Here is a 17,745-nt window from a genome sequence, read left to right as displayed (position 1 = left end):
ACATTCATGGCTTTTCCGCTGAAAATCACGTTGGTCGCGGCGTTGTCGTTACTCGCTGCCTGTCGCAGCGATCCGATCCAGTTTCACACCCTGACCCCGGCCCAGCCGGCGGTCAATTCACGCAGTACCGCCGGTATCCAGATTGAAATGCTCACCGTACCGCCCCAGGTCGATCGCCCGCAGATCGTCGTGCGCGAGGGCAATACCGGCATGGCGATCCTGGAAACCGAGTGGTGGGGGGCCAGCCTGGTGGACGAGTTGCGCAGTGCCCTGACCGACCAGATGATCAACAACAATCCGCAACGCAGGGTATCGGTGCGGCTGGAGGTGCAGCGCTTTGATTCGATTCCCGGCCAGTATGGGTTGCTCGACGTGAAATGGCGCCTGCGTACCAACAATGGCAGTGAAAGCCTCATGGACACCTGCCGCAGCACCCTGCAGACACCGTCGGGACCGTCCATCGATGAGCTGGTGGCGGCGCAGCAGAACAACGTCAGGCGCCTGGCGGCACTGATCAACCAGGCAGCGGCCTCCACGCAAAAAGGTTGTCCATCCGCAAGTACCAGCCCATAACACCATCCCCCTGTGGGAGCGAGCAAACTCGCTCCCACAGGCTGCAAATGATTCGTATTGATCTAGAATAATTGACGACCTTCTTTTGTCGATTCGCTCGTATCAGCCTGCAAGACCAACAATAACAGGAGCTGACGCCGCATGAAGTCAACGATCCCTTCGTACCTCAAAAAAGCCTTGCTGGTCACCGCCCTGGTGAGCGCAGGTCACCTATACGCCGCCGATACCGTCGGCATCGTGGTCTACAACGCCCAGCACGAAAGCCTGACCAAATCCTGGGTCGAAGGGTTTACCCAGGAAACCGGCATTCCGGTGACGATGCGCAACGGCGACGACACCGAAATGGGCAACCAGATCGTACAGGAAGGGGCCGACTCGCCGGCGGATGTGTTCCTCACCGAAAACTCCCCGGCGATGGTCCTGGTCGACGGCGCAGGCTTGTTTGCCCCCGTGGACAAGGCCACCCTGGAGCAGGTCGACCCGGCCTACCGCCCGGCCCACGGCAAATGGGTGGGGATCGCGGCGCGTTCCACGGTGTTCGTCTACAACCCGAGCAAACTGCCCCAGGACAAGTTGCCCAAGTCGATCATGGACCTCGCCGCGCCAGAGTGGAAAGGCCGCTGGGGCGCCTCGCCCGGTGGTGCCGACTTCCAGGCCATCGTCGCCGCCATCCTCGAACAGAAAGGCGAAGCCGCGACCCTGGACTGGCTCAAGGCGATGAAGACCAACTTCACGGCCTACCGGGGCAACAGTTCGGTGCTCAAGGCGGTGAATGCCGGGCAGATCGACAGCGGCGTGATCTACCACTATTACAGCTTCGTCGATCAGGCCAAGACCGGCGAAAACAGCAAGAACACCGCCCTGCACTACTTCAAGCACAAGGATCCGGGGGCGTTTGTCAGCATTTCCGGAGGCGGCGTCCTGGCCTCCAGCAAGCACAAGGAACAAGCCCAGGCGTTCCTCAAGTGGATCACCGGCAAGGACGGCCAGGCCATCCTCAAGGATGGCAAATCGTTTGAATACGCCGTGGGCAAGAACGCCGAATCCAACCCTAAACTGGTGCCTTTGCAGCAGCTCGACGCCCCATCCGTCGACGCCTCGAAACTCGACAGTAAAAAAGCCGTGGAGCTGATGACTCAGGCAGGACTGCTTTAATTGATGCCTGAAATCCTGCCCGCGGGTACCGCCCAAGCGCTACCCGCCAATTTGCGTAGACGATCGCGCGGCGTGTTCGCGAGCCGCGGTGGCGCGTGGGTGGTCGGTTTGTCGGTGCTGGTGTCGTTGCTGGCGCTGCTGCCGATTGCCTACGTCATCGGCGTGTCCCTGCAGACCGGCTGGTCCACGGTGGTGACCCTGGTGTTCCGGCCACGGGTGGGCGAGTTGTTGATCAACACCGTGTTGCTGGTGGTGCTGACGATTCCCCTCTGTATCGCGCTGGGTGTGACACTGGCCTGGCTGACCGAGCGCACGGATCTGCCGGGGCGTCGCTGGTGGTCGTTGCTGGCCACGGCGCCCCTGGCGGTGCCGGCCTTCGTCCACAGTTATGCCTGGGTCAGCCTGGTGCCGCCGATTCACGGCTTGTTCGCCGGGGTGCTGGTGTCGGTGATTGCCTACTTCCCGTTCCTGTACCTGCCGATTGCCGCGACCTTGCGGCGCCTCGACCCGGCCATCGAAGATGTCGCCGAATCGCTGGGGCTCAAGCCGTGGGCGGTGTTTTTTCGCGTGGTGCTGCCGCAGTTGCGCCTGGCCATTTGCGGTGGCGCGTTGCTGGTCGGCCTGCACCTGCTGGCCGAATATGGCCTGTACGCGATGATCCGCTTCGACACCTTCACCACCGCGATCTTCGATCAGTTCAAATCCACCTTCAACGGGCCTGCCGCCCACATGCTGGCCAGCGTGCTCGCCCTGTGCTGCCTGGTGATGCTGACCGTGGAATCCGCCGCACGGGGCCATGCGCGCTACGCCCGCGTGGGCTCCGGGAGTGCCCGTGAGCAACGGATCGTGGGCCTGAAAACCCCGGCCAGGGTGCTCGCACTGGCGTTGCAGAGCACCACCTGCGCCCTGGCGCTGGGTGTGCCCTTGATCACCCTGGGCGGCTGGCTGATCGCCGGCGGCGTGCAGGCCTGGAACCTGGGCGAGCTGCTGCCGGCGCTGCAACAGACCCTGATGCTGGGCGTGGCGGGGGCTGCCCTGACCACCTGCGCCGCCATTCCGATTGCCTGGCTGTCGATCCGCCATCCCGGACGCCTGCAGCGGCTGCTGGAAAGCTGCAACTACATCACCAGTTCATTGCCGGGCATCGTCGTTGCGCTGGCACTGGTGACCGTCACCATTCATTTTGCCCGGCCGATCTACCAGACCACCGTCACCGTGCTGCTGGCGTACCTGCTGATGTTCCTGCCCCGGGCGCTGGTGAGCCTGCGCGCCGGCATCGCTCAGGCACCGGTGGAGCTGGAAAACATGGCCCGCAGCCTGGGCCGCTCCCCTGCCCGCGCGTTATGGCTGATCACCCTGCGCCTGGCCGCTCCGGGTGCGGCTGCCGGTGCGGCGCTGGTGTTCCTGGCGATCACCAATGAACTGACCGCCACCCTGTTGCTCGCGCCCAATGGCACACGGACCCTGGCGACCGGGTTCTGGGCCATGACCAGCGAAATCGACTATGTCGCGGCGGCGCCCTATGCCCTGCTGATGATCCTGTTGTCGCTGCCGTTGACCGGGCTCCTGTATCACCAATCGAAAAAAACGGCTGGCCGATGAACACTCTTGAACTGCATTCACTGAACAAAGCCTACGGTTCCCAGCGAGCTCTGGATAACGTCAGCCTGTCGGTGCCCAGCGGCAGCCGTACGGTCATTGTCGGCCCCTCGGGCTCAGGCAAGACCACCTTGCTGCGGATGATTGCCGGCTTCGAGTTTCCTGACTCCGGCCGCCTGTCGCTCAATGGCCAGACCCTGGTCGACAGCACCCATGAAGTGCCGGCGCACCAACGTTTGATTGGCTACGTCCCACAGGACGGCGCCTTGTTCCCGCACATGACGGTGGCCGACAACATCGGCTTCGGCCTGTCGATCAAGGGCCGCGAAAAGCGCGAGCGTGTCGCGCAATTGATGGACAGCGTGGCACTGGATGCGAACATGGCGATGCGCTGGCCCCATGAATTGTCCGGCGGCCAGCAGCAGCGTGTGGCGCTGGCACGGGCGCTGGCGCAGCAGCCGCAGCTGATGTTGCTGGACGAGCCGTTTTCGGCACTCGATACCGGCTTGCGCGCGGTCATGCGCAAGATGGTCGCGCGCCTGCTGGCCGACGCGGGGGTCACCACCATCCTGGTCACCCATGACCAGAGCGAAGCCTTGTCCTTCGCCGATCAACTGGCGGTGATGCGCCACGGCCGGCTGGTGCAGTCAGGCCATCCGCTGGACCTCTATCGCTACCCCGACGACGAACAGACCGCGCTGTTTCTCGGCGACGCCGTGGTCATGCCAGCGCGGATCGAGGCTGGCTGGGCCCATTGCGACCTGGGCCGGATACCGGTCAACAATCACCGCAACAACCACTCGGCGCAGATCATGCTACGGCCCGAACAGTTGCAACTGACCAGCGTGCTGCCCGACGCCACGGGTGTCACGGGCTGTCGTGCCAAGGTGGTCGACCGGGATTTCAGCGGCAACACCTGCACCTTGACCGTGGAGTTGCATTCGCGCACCGCCGATCAGCCCATAGGCCGATCATTGCTGGTACGCAGCTCCGGCCTGTATGCACCGCCTGCCGGCAGCGCCGTGCAGGTCTCGACCATCGGCCACGCGCATGTGCTGAGCGAGCCCTGATCCCTCGAACCTGGAGCATGGCCGTCAAAGATCGAAGCGATCCACCGCACGACGGCGCTCGTTGTCGTCGCGCACATCGTAGTTGGCGGTGGTCTGGATGTTGCTGTGATGGGCCAGTTTTTGCGCGATGGACAGGTCGTGTTCTTCGATCACCCGGGTGATGAACGAGCGGCGAAAATCATGCGGCATGATTTTCACCCCCACCTGCGCGCCCCGCTGCCGGGCGATGTAATAGATCGCGTGCTTGGTGATGCGCTCGCGGGTGATGTGACTGCCACGGCGGATACGATTGAACAGGAACGGGTCGTCCTCTTCGCCTTCCTTGAGCATCGAGCGGCGCAGTTCCAGCCAGGCATCGAGCTTGGCGAACGCCCAGGCCGGGGCGTACTTGATCAACTGCTTGTTGCCCTTGGCAGTGACGCGCAGGCTGCGCTCATTGAAGTCGAGCTGATTGAGGTCGAGATTCACCGACTCCGATTTACGCATGCCCGAACCGTACAGGATCGCGATAACGGCGGCGTCCCGCTTGCCCTGTGGCCGAGGATCAGCGGCGCAAACCTCCATCAGTTCCTGGATCAATGAGCGCCGCAGGTTGCGCCCCTGGGACAGGCGCGTACCGGCGATGCCCTTGACCGAGCGCATTTTCAACAAGTGCTCCTGGCTGATCAGGCTCATGCGCCACGCTTCGTTCATTACCCCGCGCACCGCATTGACGTACAACGACGACGTGTTGGGCGCATAACCGTCGGTGCGCAAGGCGGCGACCAGGGCGATGACATCTTCGGGTTGCAGGTCGTGCCAGGCGATCTCCTCGACATTCATTTCTTCGAAGCCCAGGCGATCGGCGGCGTCCTGCAGGACATAACGCATGGTCAGTTGGCTGGAGGGCGCCAGTCGTGCGAGATACAGGGTTAGCGGATTGGGTCTGAGGGCACTTGGATCAGTATCGGGTAAGTCAGTCAAACGAAACGGCCTTGGATAAAGAGGAAACAGAAAACGCCATGGCGACAGGAATGGCCGCTACGCTGCCGGTCACGGCTGGGAAAGTCAAATGCCCTGCCGACCAACGGCCGGTGTGACGCCGATAGCCGAATTGAAACATGGCATTGCTAAACCTTGACCGGACTCGATCGGGGCAGGAGCAAACCATGAGAATCAGTGTGTTCGGTAGCGGTTATGTAGGCCTGGTGCAAGCGGCGGTATTGGCTGAAGTCGGCCACGACGTGGTCTGCATGGACGTCGACGAGAAAAAGGTCGAATGCCTGCAACAGGGCCACGTGAGCATTTTCGAACCGGGGCTGGCCAGCCTGGTACGCGAAGGCCTGGATGCCCGACGGTTACAGTTCACCAGCGATGAGAAACTCGCGGTGCAACATGGCCAGGTGCTGTTCATCGCGGTCGGCACACCGTCCCGGGACGATGGCTCGGCTGACCTGAGCCAGGTGATGGCGGTGGGCGAAGCGGTGGCACGGCACCGTGAACAACCGCTGATCCTGGTGGAGAAGTCCACGGTGCCGGTGGGCACCGGCGATGCCCTGCGCGCGCATATCGACAAGTGCCTGATCAAGGTCGGACGCCTGTTGCAGTTCGATATCGTCTCCAATCCCGAGTTTCTCAAGGAAGGCTCGGCCGTGGCCGATTGCCGGCGCCCGGACCGTATCGTCGTGGGCTGTGAACGCGAAGAAGTGCGTGAGGTGATGCGTGACCTGTACGCGCCGTTCAACCGCAACCATGAACGCATCATGTTTATGGATTTGCGCAGCGCCGAGCTGACCAAATACGCCGCCAACTGCATGCTGGCGACCAAGATCAGCTTCATCAACCAGATCGCCGAGCTGGCCGAACACCTGGGTGCCGACATCGAATCGGTGCGCCTGGGCATCGGCGCCGACTCGCGCATCGGCTACCACTTCATCTACCCCGGCTGCGGTTATGGCGGCTCCTGCTTCCCCAAGGACATGCGCGCCCTGATTCACAGCGCCGAACAGGCCCATTGTTCCAGCGACCTGCTGCAAGCGGTGGAAGCCATCAACCAGCGGCAGAAACACAAGCTGTTCGAGCGCCTCAAGGCCTTCTACAAAGGCGAGCTGCGGGGCAAGACCTTCGCCGTCTGGGGCCTGGCCTTCAAGCCCAACACCGACGACATGCGCAATGCACCGAGCCGCCTGTTGCTCGAGTCGTTATGGGCCGCCGGTGCCAATGTGCGGGCATTCGACCCTGAAGCCATGCAGCAAACCCAGCAGTTGTATCCCGATGAAACCCGGTTGATGCTCATGGGCACGCCGGAATCGGTGCTCAACGGTGCGGACGCGCTGATCATCTGCACCGAGTGGCAACAATTCAAGGCGCCGGATTTCGATCTGATCCGCCAGCGCCTCAATGCGCCGGTGATCTTCGATGGCCGCAACCTGTACGATGCCGAGCGCCTGGCGCGCAATGGTTTCATGTACTTCCCGATGGGCCGCGGCGAGTCGCGCAAGTTGCCGATTCCGTATCAGCAATGGCCTGCGGCGCAGGTGGTCGCCTAATCCCCCTGTCGGAGCTGCCGCAGGCCGCGATCTCTTGATCTTGCTTTCAAAAAATCAAAGGATCGCAGCCTGCGGCAGCTCCTACAGGGATAGTGTGAATTCGCCTTGAAGTGAGCCCGCATCTGCCTGAGGATGGCAAGCACGGAAGCTGCCATCTGAATAAGGACATTTACCCCACCGTGGCCACCTACTCGCTCGTTGTTCGCCGGCTGATGATCGTTTCGCTGACCATCGTTGTCAGCCGCGCCATCATCAGTCCGCTGCTCACCCTGTTTCTAAGCGACAAACTGGGCCTCAACCAACAGGACGTCGGCCTGCTGCTGGGTATCGCGGTGTTCATCGCCACCCTGCTCGCCCTGTACGGCGGCTACGTCATCGACCGTCTGGAAAAACGCCGGCTGCTGATCCTCACGATGCTCTCCAGCGCCATCGGCTTCGTGTTGCTGGCCTTTGCCGAAAACCTTTACCTGGCCACCCTGACGCTGGTCATTTCCGAAACGGCCTCGGCGTTGTTCCTCATCGGCTCCAAGGCGATCCTGAGCGAAAACCTGCCCGTGGGCCAGCGCGCCAAGGCGTTTTCGCTGCGTTATACCCTGACCAACATCGGCTACGCCACCGGCCCAATGTTCGGCGTGGTGATGGCCGGGGTCTATCCGATCGCACCCTTCCTGATCGCAGGCGGTATCGCCTTCACCAGCATCTTCCTGATGCTGGGCATCCCCAGGGATTCGGCGCAGGCACCGACCATCGGCCAACCGCAGAGCTTCCTCAAGACCCTGGTCACCCTGAAGAACGACCGCACCCTGATCATGTTCACCTGCGGCTGCCTGCTCAGCACCGTGGTGCACGGGCGTTTCACCCTGTACCTATCGCAATACCTGCTGGTGACCCAGGATTCCAGGCGCACTTTGGAGATCATGGCGGCACTGCTGGCCTGCAACGCCATAAGCGTGATCCTGTTGCAGTACCAAATCGGTCGGTTCCTCAACCGTGAAAAACTGCGCTTCTGGATTGCCGGCGGCACCGGTCTGTTCATCCTCGGATTGATCGGCTTCAGCGTGGCCGACAGCATGGTCAGTTGGTGCGTGGCGATGTTCATCTTCACCCTCGGCGAAATGATCATCTACCCGGCCGAATTCCTCTTCGTCGACACCCTGGCCCCGGAAGAACTGCGCGGCAGCTACTACGGCGCGCAGAACCTGGCCGCCCTCGGTGGCGCGCTGAGCCCGGTGATCTGCGGTTTCCTGTTGATGCACACCCCGGCCCCGACCATGTTCTATGCCTTGAGCGCGCTGACGGCCCTGGGCGGGTTCCTGTGTTTCATGAGTGGACGGCGTGTGGCGATACATCAGAAATAATGAACTGAAGCTTCATTAATATGAATTTGTCATCATCGGCAATGATCGGCACACTGTCGTCGTTCCTCCCCCAATAGTTGGAACGACTTCAAGGGCTTTCTGGATTTCCCAGACAAGCCTTTTTTTTTCCTCAGGTTTTCAAAGGAACGCTGTTCATCATGCTAGCTCGCTGGTTGCCCGCCGCCGTCAACACCCGCCCTTCAGAATGGAGTCGTGCTGCCATCGGCATGGCGCTGGGGACGATGTTCAGCGTCTGGCTGTGCGCCCAGGTATTCGGCATGCCAGTGGCGCAGCACCTGGTGGGCCCGCTGGGTGCCTCGGCGGTGTTGCTGTTTGCGGTATCTTCCGGTGCGCTCGCGCAACCCTGGTCGATACTCGGCGGTTACTTGAGCGCCGCAGTGGTCGCGCTGCTGGTGGCCCACGTGCTGGGCCGGACCCTGGGCAGCGCCTGCCTGGCGGCGGGCATGGCGCTGATCCTGATGTGCTGGCTGCGCTGCCTGCATCCACCGGCCGGGGCGCTGGCTTTGCTAATGGTCCTGGCGGACCCGGCGACCATTGCCATGGACTGGAAAGCCCTGGGTCCGGTGATGCTGGCCGCATCGACCATGCTGCTCAGCGCCCTGGCCTATAACAACCTGACGCGCATTCGATATCCCAAGCGTGCCAGCGAGCCGGTCGCCGTGGTCCCGGCTGACCACCCTCCAATCGACAGCCAGGCAATCACCGCCCAGGATCTGAAATTGGCCCTGGCGCAAATGGAAGCCTTCATCGACGTCACACCCGAAGATCTTGAACAGCTGATCCATGCCACTGAGTTGCAGGCCAGGCGTCGCAGTATTGGTGAGGTGTTGAGCCGTAGCGCCTGAATCGGCTCATCTGTTGGAGCGAGCTTGCTCGCGAAAAACATCAAGGCACCGCTGCACCAATGGTTTACGCGTTATCGTTCACGACCATCGCGAGCAAGCTCGCTCCTACAAAAGCCGCTGCAAAAATGCAGACAGCACCTGCACATATCCCGGTTGTACAAGGCAAATTTGCACTGGTACGATCCAGCATCGCTCGCGCGCGAGCTTCTTAATAAAGAACAATAAAAGCAGGGAGTTAGTGATGACTGCTCAGGTTTCTTCTCCAGCGACTTCGTCAATGGATGCCACGCAAAACGAAGTGCTGGCCGAGGTTCGCAACCACATCGGTCACCTGACCCTCAACCGCCCCGCCGGCCTTAACGCCATCACCCTCGAGATGGTGCGCAACCTGCAGCGTCAGCTGGACGCCTGGGCACAGGATGAACAGGTGCATGCGGTGGTGCTGCGCGGTGCCGGCGAAAAAGCCTTTTGTGCCGGTGGCGACATTCGCTCGCTGTACGACAGCTTCAAGGGCGGCGATACGCTGCACGAAGATTTCTTCGTCGAGGAATACGCCCTCGACCTCGCGATTCATCATTACCGCAAACCGGTGCTGGCCTTGATGGACGGTTTTGTCCTGGGTGGCGGCATGGGCCTGGTGCAAGGCGCCGACCTGCGGGTGGTCACCGAGAAAAGTCGCCTGGCGATGCCTGAAGTCGGCATCGGTTATTTCCCGGATGTGGGCGGCAGCTACTTCCTGCCACGCATCCCCGGTGAACTGGGGATCTACCTGGGCGTCAGCGGCGTGCAGATCCGCGCGGCCGATGCGCTGTACTGCGGGCTGGCCGACTGGTACCTGGACAGCGGCAAACTCGCCACGCTGGATGAAAAACTCGATCAACTGCAATGGCGTGACACGCCCCTGAAGGATCTTCAGGGCCTGCTGGCGAAACTCGCCGTGCAACAGTTGCCCGATGCACCGCTGGCCGCCTTGCGCCCGGCTATCGACCACTTCTTCGCCTTGCCCGATGTGCCGAGTATTGTGGAGCAACTGCGCGAGGTCACGGTCGCCGACAGCCATGAGTGGGCGTTGAGCACCGCCGACCTGCTGCAGACCCGCTCGCCCCTGGCCATGGGCGTAACCCTGGAAATGCTCCGGCGCGGTCGGCACCTGAGCCTTGAACAGTGTTTTGCCCTTGAGCTGCACCTGGACCGCCAGTGGTTCGAGCGCGGCGACCTGATCGAAGGCGTGCGCGCCTTGCTGATCGACAAAGACAAGAACCCGCGCTGGAACCCGCCTACCCTGCAGGCGCTGGACGCCGAACACGTGGCGAGCTTCTTCAACGGTTTCGATGAGAGCGGGAGCTGAACCATGCACGATCTCGAATTGACCGAAGAACAGGTCATGATCCGCGACATGGCCCGGGACTTTGCCCGTGGCGAAATCGCGCCCCACGCCCAGGCTTGGGAAAAGGCCGGCTGGATCGACGACGCCCTGGTGGCGAAGATGGGTGAATTGGGCCTGCTGGGCATGGTGGTGCCCGAGGAATGGGGCGGCACTTATGTCGACTACGTCGCTTATGCCCTGGCGGTGGAAGAGATCTCGGCCGGCGACGGCGCCACCGGCGCGTTCATGAGCATCCACAACTCTGTGGGCTGCGGGCCGGTGCTCAACTACGGCAGCGAAGAACAGAAACAGACCTGGCTGGCGGACCTCGCCAGCGGCCAGGTCATCGGTTGCTTCTGCCTGACCGAACCCCAAGCCGGCTCCGAAGCGCACAACCTGCGCACCCGCGCCGAATTGCGCGACGGTCAGTGGGTGATCAATGGCGCCAAGCAGTTCGTCAGCAACGGCAAGCGGGCCAAGCTGGCGATCGTGTTTGCGGTGACCGACCCGGACCTGGGCAAGCGCGGAATCTCGGCGTTCCTGGTGCCAACCGACACCCCTGGCTTCGTCGTCGACCGCACCGAACACAAGATGGGCATCCGCGCCTCCGATACCTGTGCGGTCACCCTGAACAACTGCACCATCCCCGAGGCCAATCTGCTCGGCGAGCGCGGCAAGGGCCTGGCCATTGCCCTGTCCAACCTCGAAGGCGGCCGCATCGGCATCGCCGCCCAGGCGCTGGGCATTGCTCGCGCGGCGTTCGAAGCGGCGCTGGCCTATTCCCGCGATCGTGTGCAGTTTGGCAAAACCATCAATGAACACCAGAGCATCGCCAACCTGCTGGCCGACATGCACATGCAGTTGAACGCCGCGCGGTTGATGATCCTTCACGCCGCTCGCCTGCGCACGGCGGGCAAGCCGTGTCTGTCGGAGGCCTCGCAGGCCAAGCTGTTTGCCTCGGAAATGGCCGAGAAAGTCTGCTCCTCAGCGATTCAGATTCATGGCGGGTATGGGTATCTGGAGGATTACCCGGTCGAGAAGTATTACCGGGATGCGCGGATCACGCAGATCTATGAAGGGTCGAGCGAGATTCAGCGGATGGTGATTGCCCGTGAACTGAAGAACTATCTGGTCTGAAGCCTTAAAAGCTTCGCTGGCAAGCCAGCTCCTACAGGGTTCTCGGTCGGTCACACATATTGTGTACACACCGAAACCTGTAGGAGCTGGCTTGCCAGCGAAGAGGCACGCAATAACGCTACATTACTTACCTTGGAACTCGGCCTCACGCTTGGCAATAAACGCCGCCATCCCTTCCTTCTGATCCTGCGTCGCGAACGCCGCATGGAACACCCGACGCTCAAAGCGCACGCCTTCCGACAGGCTCACTTCAAAAGCCCGGTTGACGCTTTCCTTGACCATCATCGCGATCGGCAGGGACTTTTTAGCGATCAGCGCCGCGACTTTCAGCGCTTCATCCAGCAACTCATCGCTCGGCACGATGCGCGCCACGATGCCGCAACGTTCCGCTTCCACGGCATCGATCAAGCGCCCGCTCAGGCACATTTCCATGGCCTTGGCCTTGCCCACGGCACGGGTCAGGCGCTGGGTGCCGCCCATGCCCGGCAATACGCCGAGGTTGATTTCCGGTTGGCCGAACCTGGCGTTGTCGCCAGCCAGGATGAAATCGCACATCAGCGCCAGTTCACAGCCGCCGCCCAGGGCGAAACCGTTGACGGCGGCGATGATCGGCTTGCGGCGGTTGGCCACGCGGTCGCTGTCGCTGAACAGGTCGTCGATATAGATCTGCGGATAGGTCAGCTCGGCCATTTCCTTGATGTCGGCACCGGCGGCAAAGGCCTTTTTCGAACCGGTCAGGACGATGCAGCCGATGTTCGAGTCCGCCTCGAAGCCGTCGAGGGCCTGGTTCAGTTCCCTGACGATCTGCGCGTTCAACGCGTTCAGCGCCTGTGGGCGGTTCAAAGTAATCAGACCCACACGGCCGTGGGTTTCCAGCAAAATCGTTTCATAACTCATGTAAATGACTCCTGCTAAGCACTCGATCCCTGTAGGAGCTGCCGCAGGCTGCGATCTTTTGATTTTAACGATCAAGATCAAAAGATCGCAGCCTGCGGCAGCTCCTACAGGGGTTCCATTTTAGAGGTTGCGTGAAATGACCATGCGTTGAATATCGCTGGTGCCTTCGTAGATCTGGCAGACCCGCACGTCGCGGTAGATCCGCTCCAGCGGGAAGTCGTTCAGGTAACCGTAACCGCCAAGGGTTTGCAGCGCCGAGGAGCATACCTTCTCGGCCATTTCCGAGGCGAACAGCTTGGCCATCGAGGCTTCCACCAACGCCGGCTTGCCGCTGTCTCTCAAGGCCGCCGCGTAATGCACCATCTGCCGCGCCACGGCGATCTGGGTCGCCATGTCCGCCAGGCGGAACGCCACGGCCTGGTGCTCGATGATCGGCTTGCCGAAGCTCTCGCGCTCGCGGGCGTAGTCGCGGGCCGCTTCGAATGCGGCGCGGGCCATGCCCACCGATTGCGAGGCAATGCCGACGCGCCCGCCTTCGAGGTTGGCCAGGGCGATCTTGTAGCCTTCACCCTCTTCGCCCAAACGGTTGGCTACCGGCACTTTCACGTCTTCGAAGAGAATCTGGCAGGTGTCCGAGGCGTGCTGGCCAAGCTTGTCCTCGACCCGGGCGACTTTGTAGCCCGGCGAATCGGTGGGCACGATGAATGCGGTGATGCCGCGTTTGCCGGCAGTCGGGTCGGTCACGGCGAACACGATCACGATCCCGGCGTTCTGCCCCGAGGTGATGAATTGTTTGCAGCCGTTGAGCACGTAGTGATCGCCGTCCAAACGGGCACGGGTTTTCAAGCCGCTGGCATCGGAACCGGCCTGGGGTTCGGTCAGCGCGAAAGCACCGAGCATGGCGCCACTGGCCAGGGGCTTGAGGAAGCGCTCTTTCTGGTCGGCATTGCCGTAATTGAGGATAGGCACGCAACCGACCGAGTTGTGTACGCTCATGATGGTCGAGCAGGCTCCGTCGCCCGCGGCGATTTCTTCCAGGGCCATGGCGTAGGCCAGGTAACCGGTCTCGCAACCGCCCCACTGCTCCGGCACCAGCATGCCGAAGAAGCCCAGCTCGCCCATTTCGGCGATGGCTTCCTTGGGGAAGCGGTGTTCACGGTCCCATTCGGCGGCGAAGGGTTTCAGGCGTTCCTGGGCAAAGTCCCGGGCCGCGTCGCGTATCTGCTGTTGTTCGTCATTGGGGATCATGGTGAATCCTTAGAATCCGGGGTACGACACAAAACCCTGTGGGAGCCAGCCTGCTGGCGATGGCGTCGTGTCAGTCAATATCTACTTTCATGACACACCGTCATCGCCAGCAGGCTGGCTCCCACAGGGGTGGGGTTGGCCTAGTAAAGGCATTCCACGGCCATCGCCGTGGCTTCGCCGCCACCGATGCAGATCGCTGCAACGCCACGCTTCAAGCCTTTCTGGCGCAGGGCCGAGAGCAGGGTCACGAGGATCCGCGCGCCGGACGCCCCGATCGGGTGGCCGAGAGCGCACGCGCCGCCGTGCACGTTGAGTTTTTCGTGGGGGATTTCCAGCTTGGTCATGGTCACCAGGCTGACCACGGCGAAGGCTTCGTTGACTTCCACCAGATCGACTTCGTTCAGCGACCAACCGGTTTTCTTCATCAGTTTTTCGATCGCGCCCACCGGTGCCACCGGGAACAGGCTCGGGGTATCGGCGAAGGCCGCGTGGCCATGGATCACCGCCAGCGGCTTGAGGCCACGCTTGTCGGCCTCGGAACGGCGCATCAGCACCAGTGCCGCCGCACCGTCGGAGATCGAACTGGAGTTGGCCGCCGTCACGGTACCGCCATCACGGAACGCCGGTTTCAGCGAAGCGATCTTGTCCAGTCGGGCTTTTGGCGGCTGCTCGTCATGGCTGATCGTCACCTGCTCTTTGCCGACGGTGACGGTCAAGGGCACGATCTCGTCCTTGAAGCTGCCGTCCTTGATCGCCTGCTGGGCGCGGGTGGTCGAAGCCACCGCGAACGCATCCTGGGCCTCACGACTGAAGCCGTTGGTTTCGGCGCAGTCTTCGGCGAAGGTGCCCATCAGGCGCCCCTTGTCGTAGGCGTCTTCGAGGCCGTCGAGGAACATCGAATCCAGTACCCGGCCGTGCCCCATGCGGTAGCCGCTGCGGGCGCGGTCCAGCAGGTATGGTGCGTTGGACATGCTTTCCATGCCACCGGCGACCACCACCTCGGCGCTGCCAGCCACCAGCATGTCGTGGGCCAGGATGGCCGCTTCCATGCCCGAGCCGCACATCTTGTTGAGGGTGGTGCAACGGGTCGATTTATCCAGCCCGGCGCCGAGCGCCGCCTGACGTGCAGGGGCCTGGCCCTGGCCGGCCGGCAGTACGCAGCCGAACAACACTTCGTCGACGCCATCACTGGCAACGCCAGCACGCTCCACCGCGGCCTTGATCGCGGCGGCACCGAGTTGCGGCGCCGTGAGGCTTTTCAGTTCGCCCTGGAAACCACCCATCGGGGTGCGCACGGCGCTGACGATAACAATCGGATCGTTGGAAAGGGTCATGACAAATCCTCCTTACTTGGCGGCCATGCGCAAGGCACCGTCGAGACGGATCACCTCGCCATTGAGCATGCTGTTTTCAATGATATGCCTTACCAGCCGGGCATATTCGGCAGGTTTGCCCAGGCGCGGCGGAAACGGCACGCCAGCGGCCAGGGAGTCGCGCACTTCCTGGGTCATGCCGGCCATCATCGGCGTTTCGAAAATGCCCGGGGCGATGGTCATCACGCGGATGCCGAAGCGCGCCAGTTCACGGGCGGCCGGCAAGGTCAGGCTGACGATGGCGCCTTTCGACGCGGCGTAGGCCGCCTGGCCGATCTGGCCGTCATAGGCCGCCGCCGAGGCGGTGTTGATGATCACGCCGCGCTCGCCATCGGCGTCCGCTTCGGTTTCGGCAATCGCCGCCGACGCCAGGCGCAGCATGTTGAAGCTGCCGATCAGGTTGACGTTGATCACCTGGCTGAAGCTTGCCAGCGCGTGCGGACCGTTCTTGCCGAGGATCTTCTCGCCACGCACGATGCCGGCACAGTTGACCAGCCCGTTGAGGCCACCGAATGCCTTGACCGTTGCCTGCACCGCCGCTTCTGCCGCCGCTTCGTTGCTGATGTCGGCGACCACGCTTTGCGCGCCCAGGCGCTGGGCCTGGGCCGCGACGGCTTCGGCGTTCATGTCCACCAGCATCACCTTGGCGCCGGCTGCGACCAGCATTTCAGCGGTGGCCGCACCGAGGCCGGAAGCACCGCCGGTGACGAGAAAAACCTTGTTTTCGATCTGCATCATTGTGTCCTTCGATTCAAGCTGAAACGTTCTTCGCGGCGGCCTCTTGAGCCTTGGCGATTTCCTGGTTGCGCAAGATAAAGCGCTGCAATTTGCCGCTTGGGGTTTTCGGCAACTCGCTGACAAATTCTATTTCCCGGGGATAGGAGTGAGCCGCCAGGCGCTTGCGCACGTGTTGGCGCAGCTCTTCGGCCAACTCTGGCGCGGCACGGTATTGCGCGCTGAGCACGACGAAGGCCTTGACCAGTTCGGTTCGCTCCGGATCGGGTTTGCCGATCACCGCGGCTTCGACCACCGCCGGGTGCTCGATCAGAGCGCTTTCCACATCGAAAGGGCCGACGCGGTACCCGGAGGTGGTGATCACATCGTCACTGCGGCCAACGAAGCTGATGCTGCCGTCCGGGTTCCACTCCACCGTGTCGCCGCTCAAATAGTAATTGCCGACAAAGGCCTTGGTCGGTGCGCCTTCGTAGCCGGCGAACCAGCACATCGGCGACTGGGTGCGGTCGATGGCCAGGATGCCCGGTTGGCCAACGCCCAGTTCCTGGTGATCGTCGTCCAGCACCACGATGCGGTGGCCCGGCGAAGCAAAACCGGCGGCTCCCATGTGGATCGAGTGCTCCAGGCCATGGTGGTTGCACAGCACCATGCCCAGTTCGGTCTGGCCGTAATGGTCATGGATGACCACGTCCAGGTTATCGGCGAACCAGCGGATCACTTCCGGGTTCAGCGGCTCGCCGGCGCTGCTGACGATGCGCAGCTTGCCCTTGATCGACCGGGCGAATTCGTCGCCACCGGCGATCAGCAGGCGATACGCGGTTGGTGAGCCGGTGAGGTTGGTGATCCCGTATTTGTTGATCACCCGGCAGGTGCTTTCCAGGGTAAACGGGCCATCGTAGAAGGTGATCGGGTGGCCCATGGACAGGGGGCCGGTGACGCCGAAATAGATGCCGTAGGCCCAGCCCGGGTCGGCCAAGTTCCAGAAGGCGTCCTCAGGGCGCAGGTCCACCGCGTCACGGGTGTAGCTCTGGAAGGCGACGATGGCCTTGAGCGGTACCGACAGGGCTTTCGAAGGGCCGGTGGTACCCGAGGTGAACATCAGCAGGAACGGGTCTTCGCCGGTCAACAGCACCGGTTCGCAGACATGGGAGTGGTTGGCCAGTTCGGCCCAGAAGCTGTAGTCCCCACGGACTATGCCCTGCCCTTTGGGGCCGGCGACTGTGACGATGGTCGGGCAGTCGGCGACTTCCGCCAGTTTCGAGCGATTGACCGCGTCGGTGACCACCACTTTCGCCCCGGAACTGCCCAGGCGATGTTCGATGGCCTTGGGACCGAAGGCGGTAAACAAGGGTTGATAGACCGCGCCGATGCGCCAGGTGGCGAACACGGTGATCAGCAATTCGATGTTGCGTGGCAGGAGACCGGCGACCTTGTCGCCTTTCTTCACGCCCTGGGACAACAGGAAGTTGGCAAAACGCGCGGCCTTGTCCTGCAGGTCGTTGAAGGTGTAGGTCGCGCTGGAGCCATCACGGCCTTCCCAGAACAGCGCGATACGCCCCGGCAGCGCATGCCGGTCGCAACATTCGATGCAGGCGTTGAGGGCGGTCAGATTGCCGGCGAGTGCGGCATCGACGGTGTGCTGATAATTGAACTGTGAAACGGCAGACAAGTAATCGCGCATTGCCAGAATCCCTCTGTATTTTTTGTTAGGTGGGGGGAACCGTAACCAACAGGGAAATACTCGCTCTGCGCGGGGTGTCGGGCAATGGTCAAAGTTATCAAGTTGTCTGACTGGTTTGGCCAAGGCTGCAGGAGCGAGCTTGCTCGCGATGGGCGTGAG

The 17,745-nt window shown here is 62.2% G+C and carries 15 protein-coding genes; 9 read left to right on the top strand and 6 right to left on the bottom strand.

Translation table 11 applies throughout. The features are described from left to right. Positions 1-6 precede the first annotated feature (6 nt). From ACM6I6_RS00675 to ACM6I6_RS00660, 4 genes are all read left to right on the top strand, one after another. Positions 7-573 (top strand): membrane integrity-associated transporter subunit PqiC, encoded by a 567-nt coding sequence (locus ACM6I6_RS00675; protein WP_414919241.1) that lies wholly within the window; start codon positions 7-9, stop codon positions 571-573. A 141-nt stretch (positions 574-714) separates the two neighbouring features. Then, positions 715-1,728 carry an iron ABC transporter substrate-binding protein gene (locus ACM6I6_RS00670; protein ID WP_414919240.1) on the top strand — a complete coding sequence of 338 codons (1,014 nt, stop codon included), beginning with the start codon at positions 715-717 and terminating at the stop codon, positions 1,726-1,728. A 3-nt stretch (positions 1,729-1,731) separates the two neighbouring features. Continuing rightward, entirely contained in the window at positions 1,732-3,330 is a 1,599-nt protein-coding gene (locus ACM6I6_RS00665; RefSeq protein WP_274075767.1) for an ABC transporter permease, read from the top strand. Beyond that, the gene (locus ACM6I6_RS00660) at positions 3,327-4,397 is read left to right on the top strand and encodes an ABC transporter ATP-binding protein (protein WP_274075768.1); all 1,071 of its coding nucleotides are present in this window, start codon (positions 3,327-3,329) and stop codon (positions 4,395-4,397) included. The genes ACM6I6_RS00665 and ACM6I6_RS00660 overlap by 4 nt, the downstream gene beginning before the upstream one ends. A 24-nt stretch (positions 4,398-4,421) precedes the next feature. Here ACM6I6_RS00660 and xerC read toward each other — a convergent pair whose 3' ends face one another. Further along, positions 4,422-5,360 (bottom strand): site-specific integrase, encoded by a 939-nt coding sequence (xerC, locus tag ACM6I6_RS00655; protein WP_414919239.1) that lies wholly within the window; start codon positions 5,358-5,360, stop codon positions 4,422-4,424. 185 nt (positions 5,361-5,545) lie between these two features. On the opposite strand from xerC, the gene ACM6I6_RS00650 reads away from it, so the two are divergent. The 5 genes from ACM6I6_RS00650 to ACM6I6_RS00630 all read left to right on the top strand — a co-directional run bounded on the left by ACM6I6_RS00650 (position 5,546) and on the right by ACM6I6_RS00630 (position 11,652). Next, positions 5,546-6,925, top strand: a complete 1,380-nt coding sequence (locus ACM6I6_RS00650) for a UDP-glucose dehydrogenase family protein (RefSeq protein WP_414919238.1) — start codon at positions 5,546-5,548, stop codon at positions 6,923-6,925. Positions 6,926-7,104: 179 nt separating this feature from the next. Further along, positions 7,105-8,283 carry an MFS transporter gene (locus ACM6I6_RS00645; protein ID WP_274075770.1) on the top strand — a complete coding sequence of 393 codons (1,179 nt, stop codon included), beginning with the start codon at positions 7,105-7,107 and terminating at the stop codon, positions 8,281-8,283. Between the two features lie 158 nt (positions 8,284-8,441). Continuing rightward, positions 8,442-9,149, top strand: coding sequence for an HPP family protein (locus ACM6I6_RS00640; protein ID WP_323607320.1), 708 nt, complete (start codon positions 8,442-8,444; stop codon positions 9,147-9,149). A 241-nt stretch (positions 9,150-9,390) separates the two neighbouring features. Continuing rightward, on the top strand, positions 9,391-10,497 hold the full coding sequence (locus ACM6I6_RS00635) for an enoyl-CoA hydratase/isomerase family protein (RefSeq protein WP_274075772.1): 1,107 nt from the start codon (positions 9,391-9,393) through the stop codon (positions 10,495-10,497). A 3-nt stretch (positions 10,498-10,500) separates the two neighbouring features. Continuing rightward, positions 10,501-11,652, top strand: a complete 1,152-nt coding sequence (locus ACM6I6_RS00630) for an acyl-CoA dehydrogenase family protein (protein WP_414919237.1) — start codon at positions 10,501-10,503, stop codon at positions 11,650-11,652. Positions 11,653-11,775: 123 nt separating this feature from the next. Here ACM6I6_RS00630 and ACM6I6_RS00625 read toward each other — a convergent pair whose 3' ends face one another. From ACM6I6_RS00625 to ACM6I6_RS00605, 5 genes are all read right to left on the bottom strand, one after another. After that, a complete protein-coding gene (locus tag ACM6I6_RS00625) occupies positions 11,776-12,549 on the bottom strand; it encodes an enoyl-CoA hydratase (RefSeq protein WP_414919236.1) in 774 nt (257 codons plus the stop codon). Positions 12,550-12,669: 120 nt separating this feature from the next. Beyond that, positions 12,670-13,797, bottom strand: a complete 1,128-nt coding sequence (locus ACM6I6_RS00620) for an acyl-CoA dehydrogenase (RefSeq protein ID WP_323626880.1) — start codon at positions 13,795-13,797, stop codon at positions 12,670-12,672. A 140-nt stretch (positions 13,798-13,937) separates the two neighbouring features. Then, on the bottom strand, positions 13,938-15,131 hold the full coding sequence (locus ACM6I6_RS00615) for an acetyl-CoA C-acyltransferase (RefSeq protein WP_414919235.1): 1,194 nt from the start codon (positions 15,129-15,131) through the stop codon (positions 13,938-13,940). Positions 15,132-15,143: 12 nt separating this feature from the next. Continuing rightward, positions 15,144-15,905 (bottom strand): SDR family NAD(P)-dependent oxidoreductase, encoded by a 762-nt coding sequence (locus ACM6I6_RS00610; protein ID WP_274075777.1) that lies wholly within the window; start codon positions 15,903-15,905, stop codon positions 15,144-15,146. A gap of 16 nt (positions 15,906-15,921) precedes the next feature. Then, the gene (locus ACM6I6_RS00605) at positions 15,922-17,586 is read right to left on the bottom strand and encodes an AMP-binding protein (RefSeq protein WP_323607326.1); all 1,665 of its coding nucleotides are present in this window, start codon (positions 17,584-17,586) and stop codon (positions 15,922-15,924) included. Positions 17,587-17,745: the final 159 nt, after the last annotated feature.

Source organism: Pseudomonas sp. IT-P218 (genome assembly GCF_949767605.1).
In the GTDB taxonomy this organism is placed as follows: Bacteria; Pseudomonadota; Gammaproteobacteria; order Pseudomonadales; family Pseudomonadaceae; genus Aquipseudomonas; species Aquipseudomonas putida_AE.
The sequence above is the reverse complement of the archived record's forward strand: the minus strand, read 5'-3'. Positions and strand labels throughout refer to the sequence as shown.

Coding starts and splice junctions, on each gene's coding strand:
- ACM6I6_RS00675 (WP_414919241.1), top strand. CDS start 7: ATGGCTTTTCCGCTGAAAATCACGTTGGTCGCGGCGTTGTCGTTACTC.
- ACM6I6_RS00635 (WP_274075772.1), top strand. CDS start 9,391: ATGACTGCTCAGGTTTCTTCTCCAGCGACTTCGTCAATGGATGCCACG.
- ACM6I6_RS00670 (WP_414919240.1), top strand. CDS start 715: ATGAAGTCAACGATCCCTTCGTACCTCAAAAAAGCCTTGCTGGTCACC.
- ACM6I6_RS00660 (WP_274075768.1), top strand. CDS start 3,327: ATGAACACTCTTGAACTGCATTCACTGAACAAAGCCTACGGTTCCCAG.
- ACM6I6_RS00650 (WP_414919238.1), top strand. CDS start 5,546: ATGAGAATCAGTGTGTTCGGTAGCGGTTATGTAGGCCTGGTGCAAGCG.
- ACM6I6_RS00615 (WP_414919235.1), bottom strand. CDS start 15,131: ATGACCCTTTCCAACGATCCGATTGTTATCGTCAGCGCCGTGCGCACC.
- ACM6I6_RS00630 (WP_414919237.1), top strand. CDS start 10,501: ATGCACGATCTCGAATTGACCGAAGAACAGGTCATGATCCGCGACATG.
- ACM6I6_RS00665 (WP_274075767.1), top strand. CDS start 1,732: ATGCCTGAAATCCTGCCCGCGGGTACCGCCCAAGCGCTACCCGCCAAT.
- ACM6I6_RS00625 (WP_414919236.1), bottom strand. CDS start 12,549: ATGAGTTATGAAACGATTTTGCTGGAAACCCACGGCCGTGTGGGTCTG.
- ACM6I6_RS00610 (WP_274075777.1), bottom strand. CDS start 15,905: ATGCAGATCGAAAACAAGGTTTTTCTCGTCACCGGCGGTGCTTCCGGC.
- ACM6I6_RS00605 (WP_323607326.1), bottom strand. CDS start 17,586: ATGCGCGATTACTTGTCTGCCGTTTCACAGTTCAATTATCAGCACACC.
- ACM6I6_RS00640 (WP_323607320.1), top strand. CDS start 8,442: ATGCTAGCTCGCTGGTTGCCCGCCGCCGTCAACACCCGCCCTTCAGAA.
- ACM6I6_RS00620 (WP_323626880.1), bottom strand. CDS start 13,797: ATGATCCCCAATGACGAACAACAGCAGATACGCGACGCGGCCCGGGAC.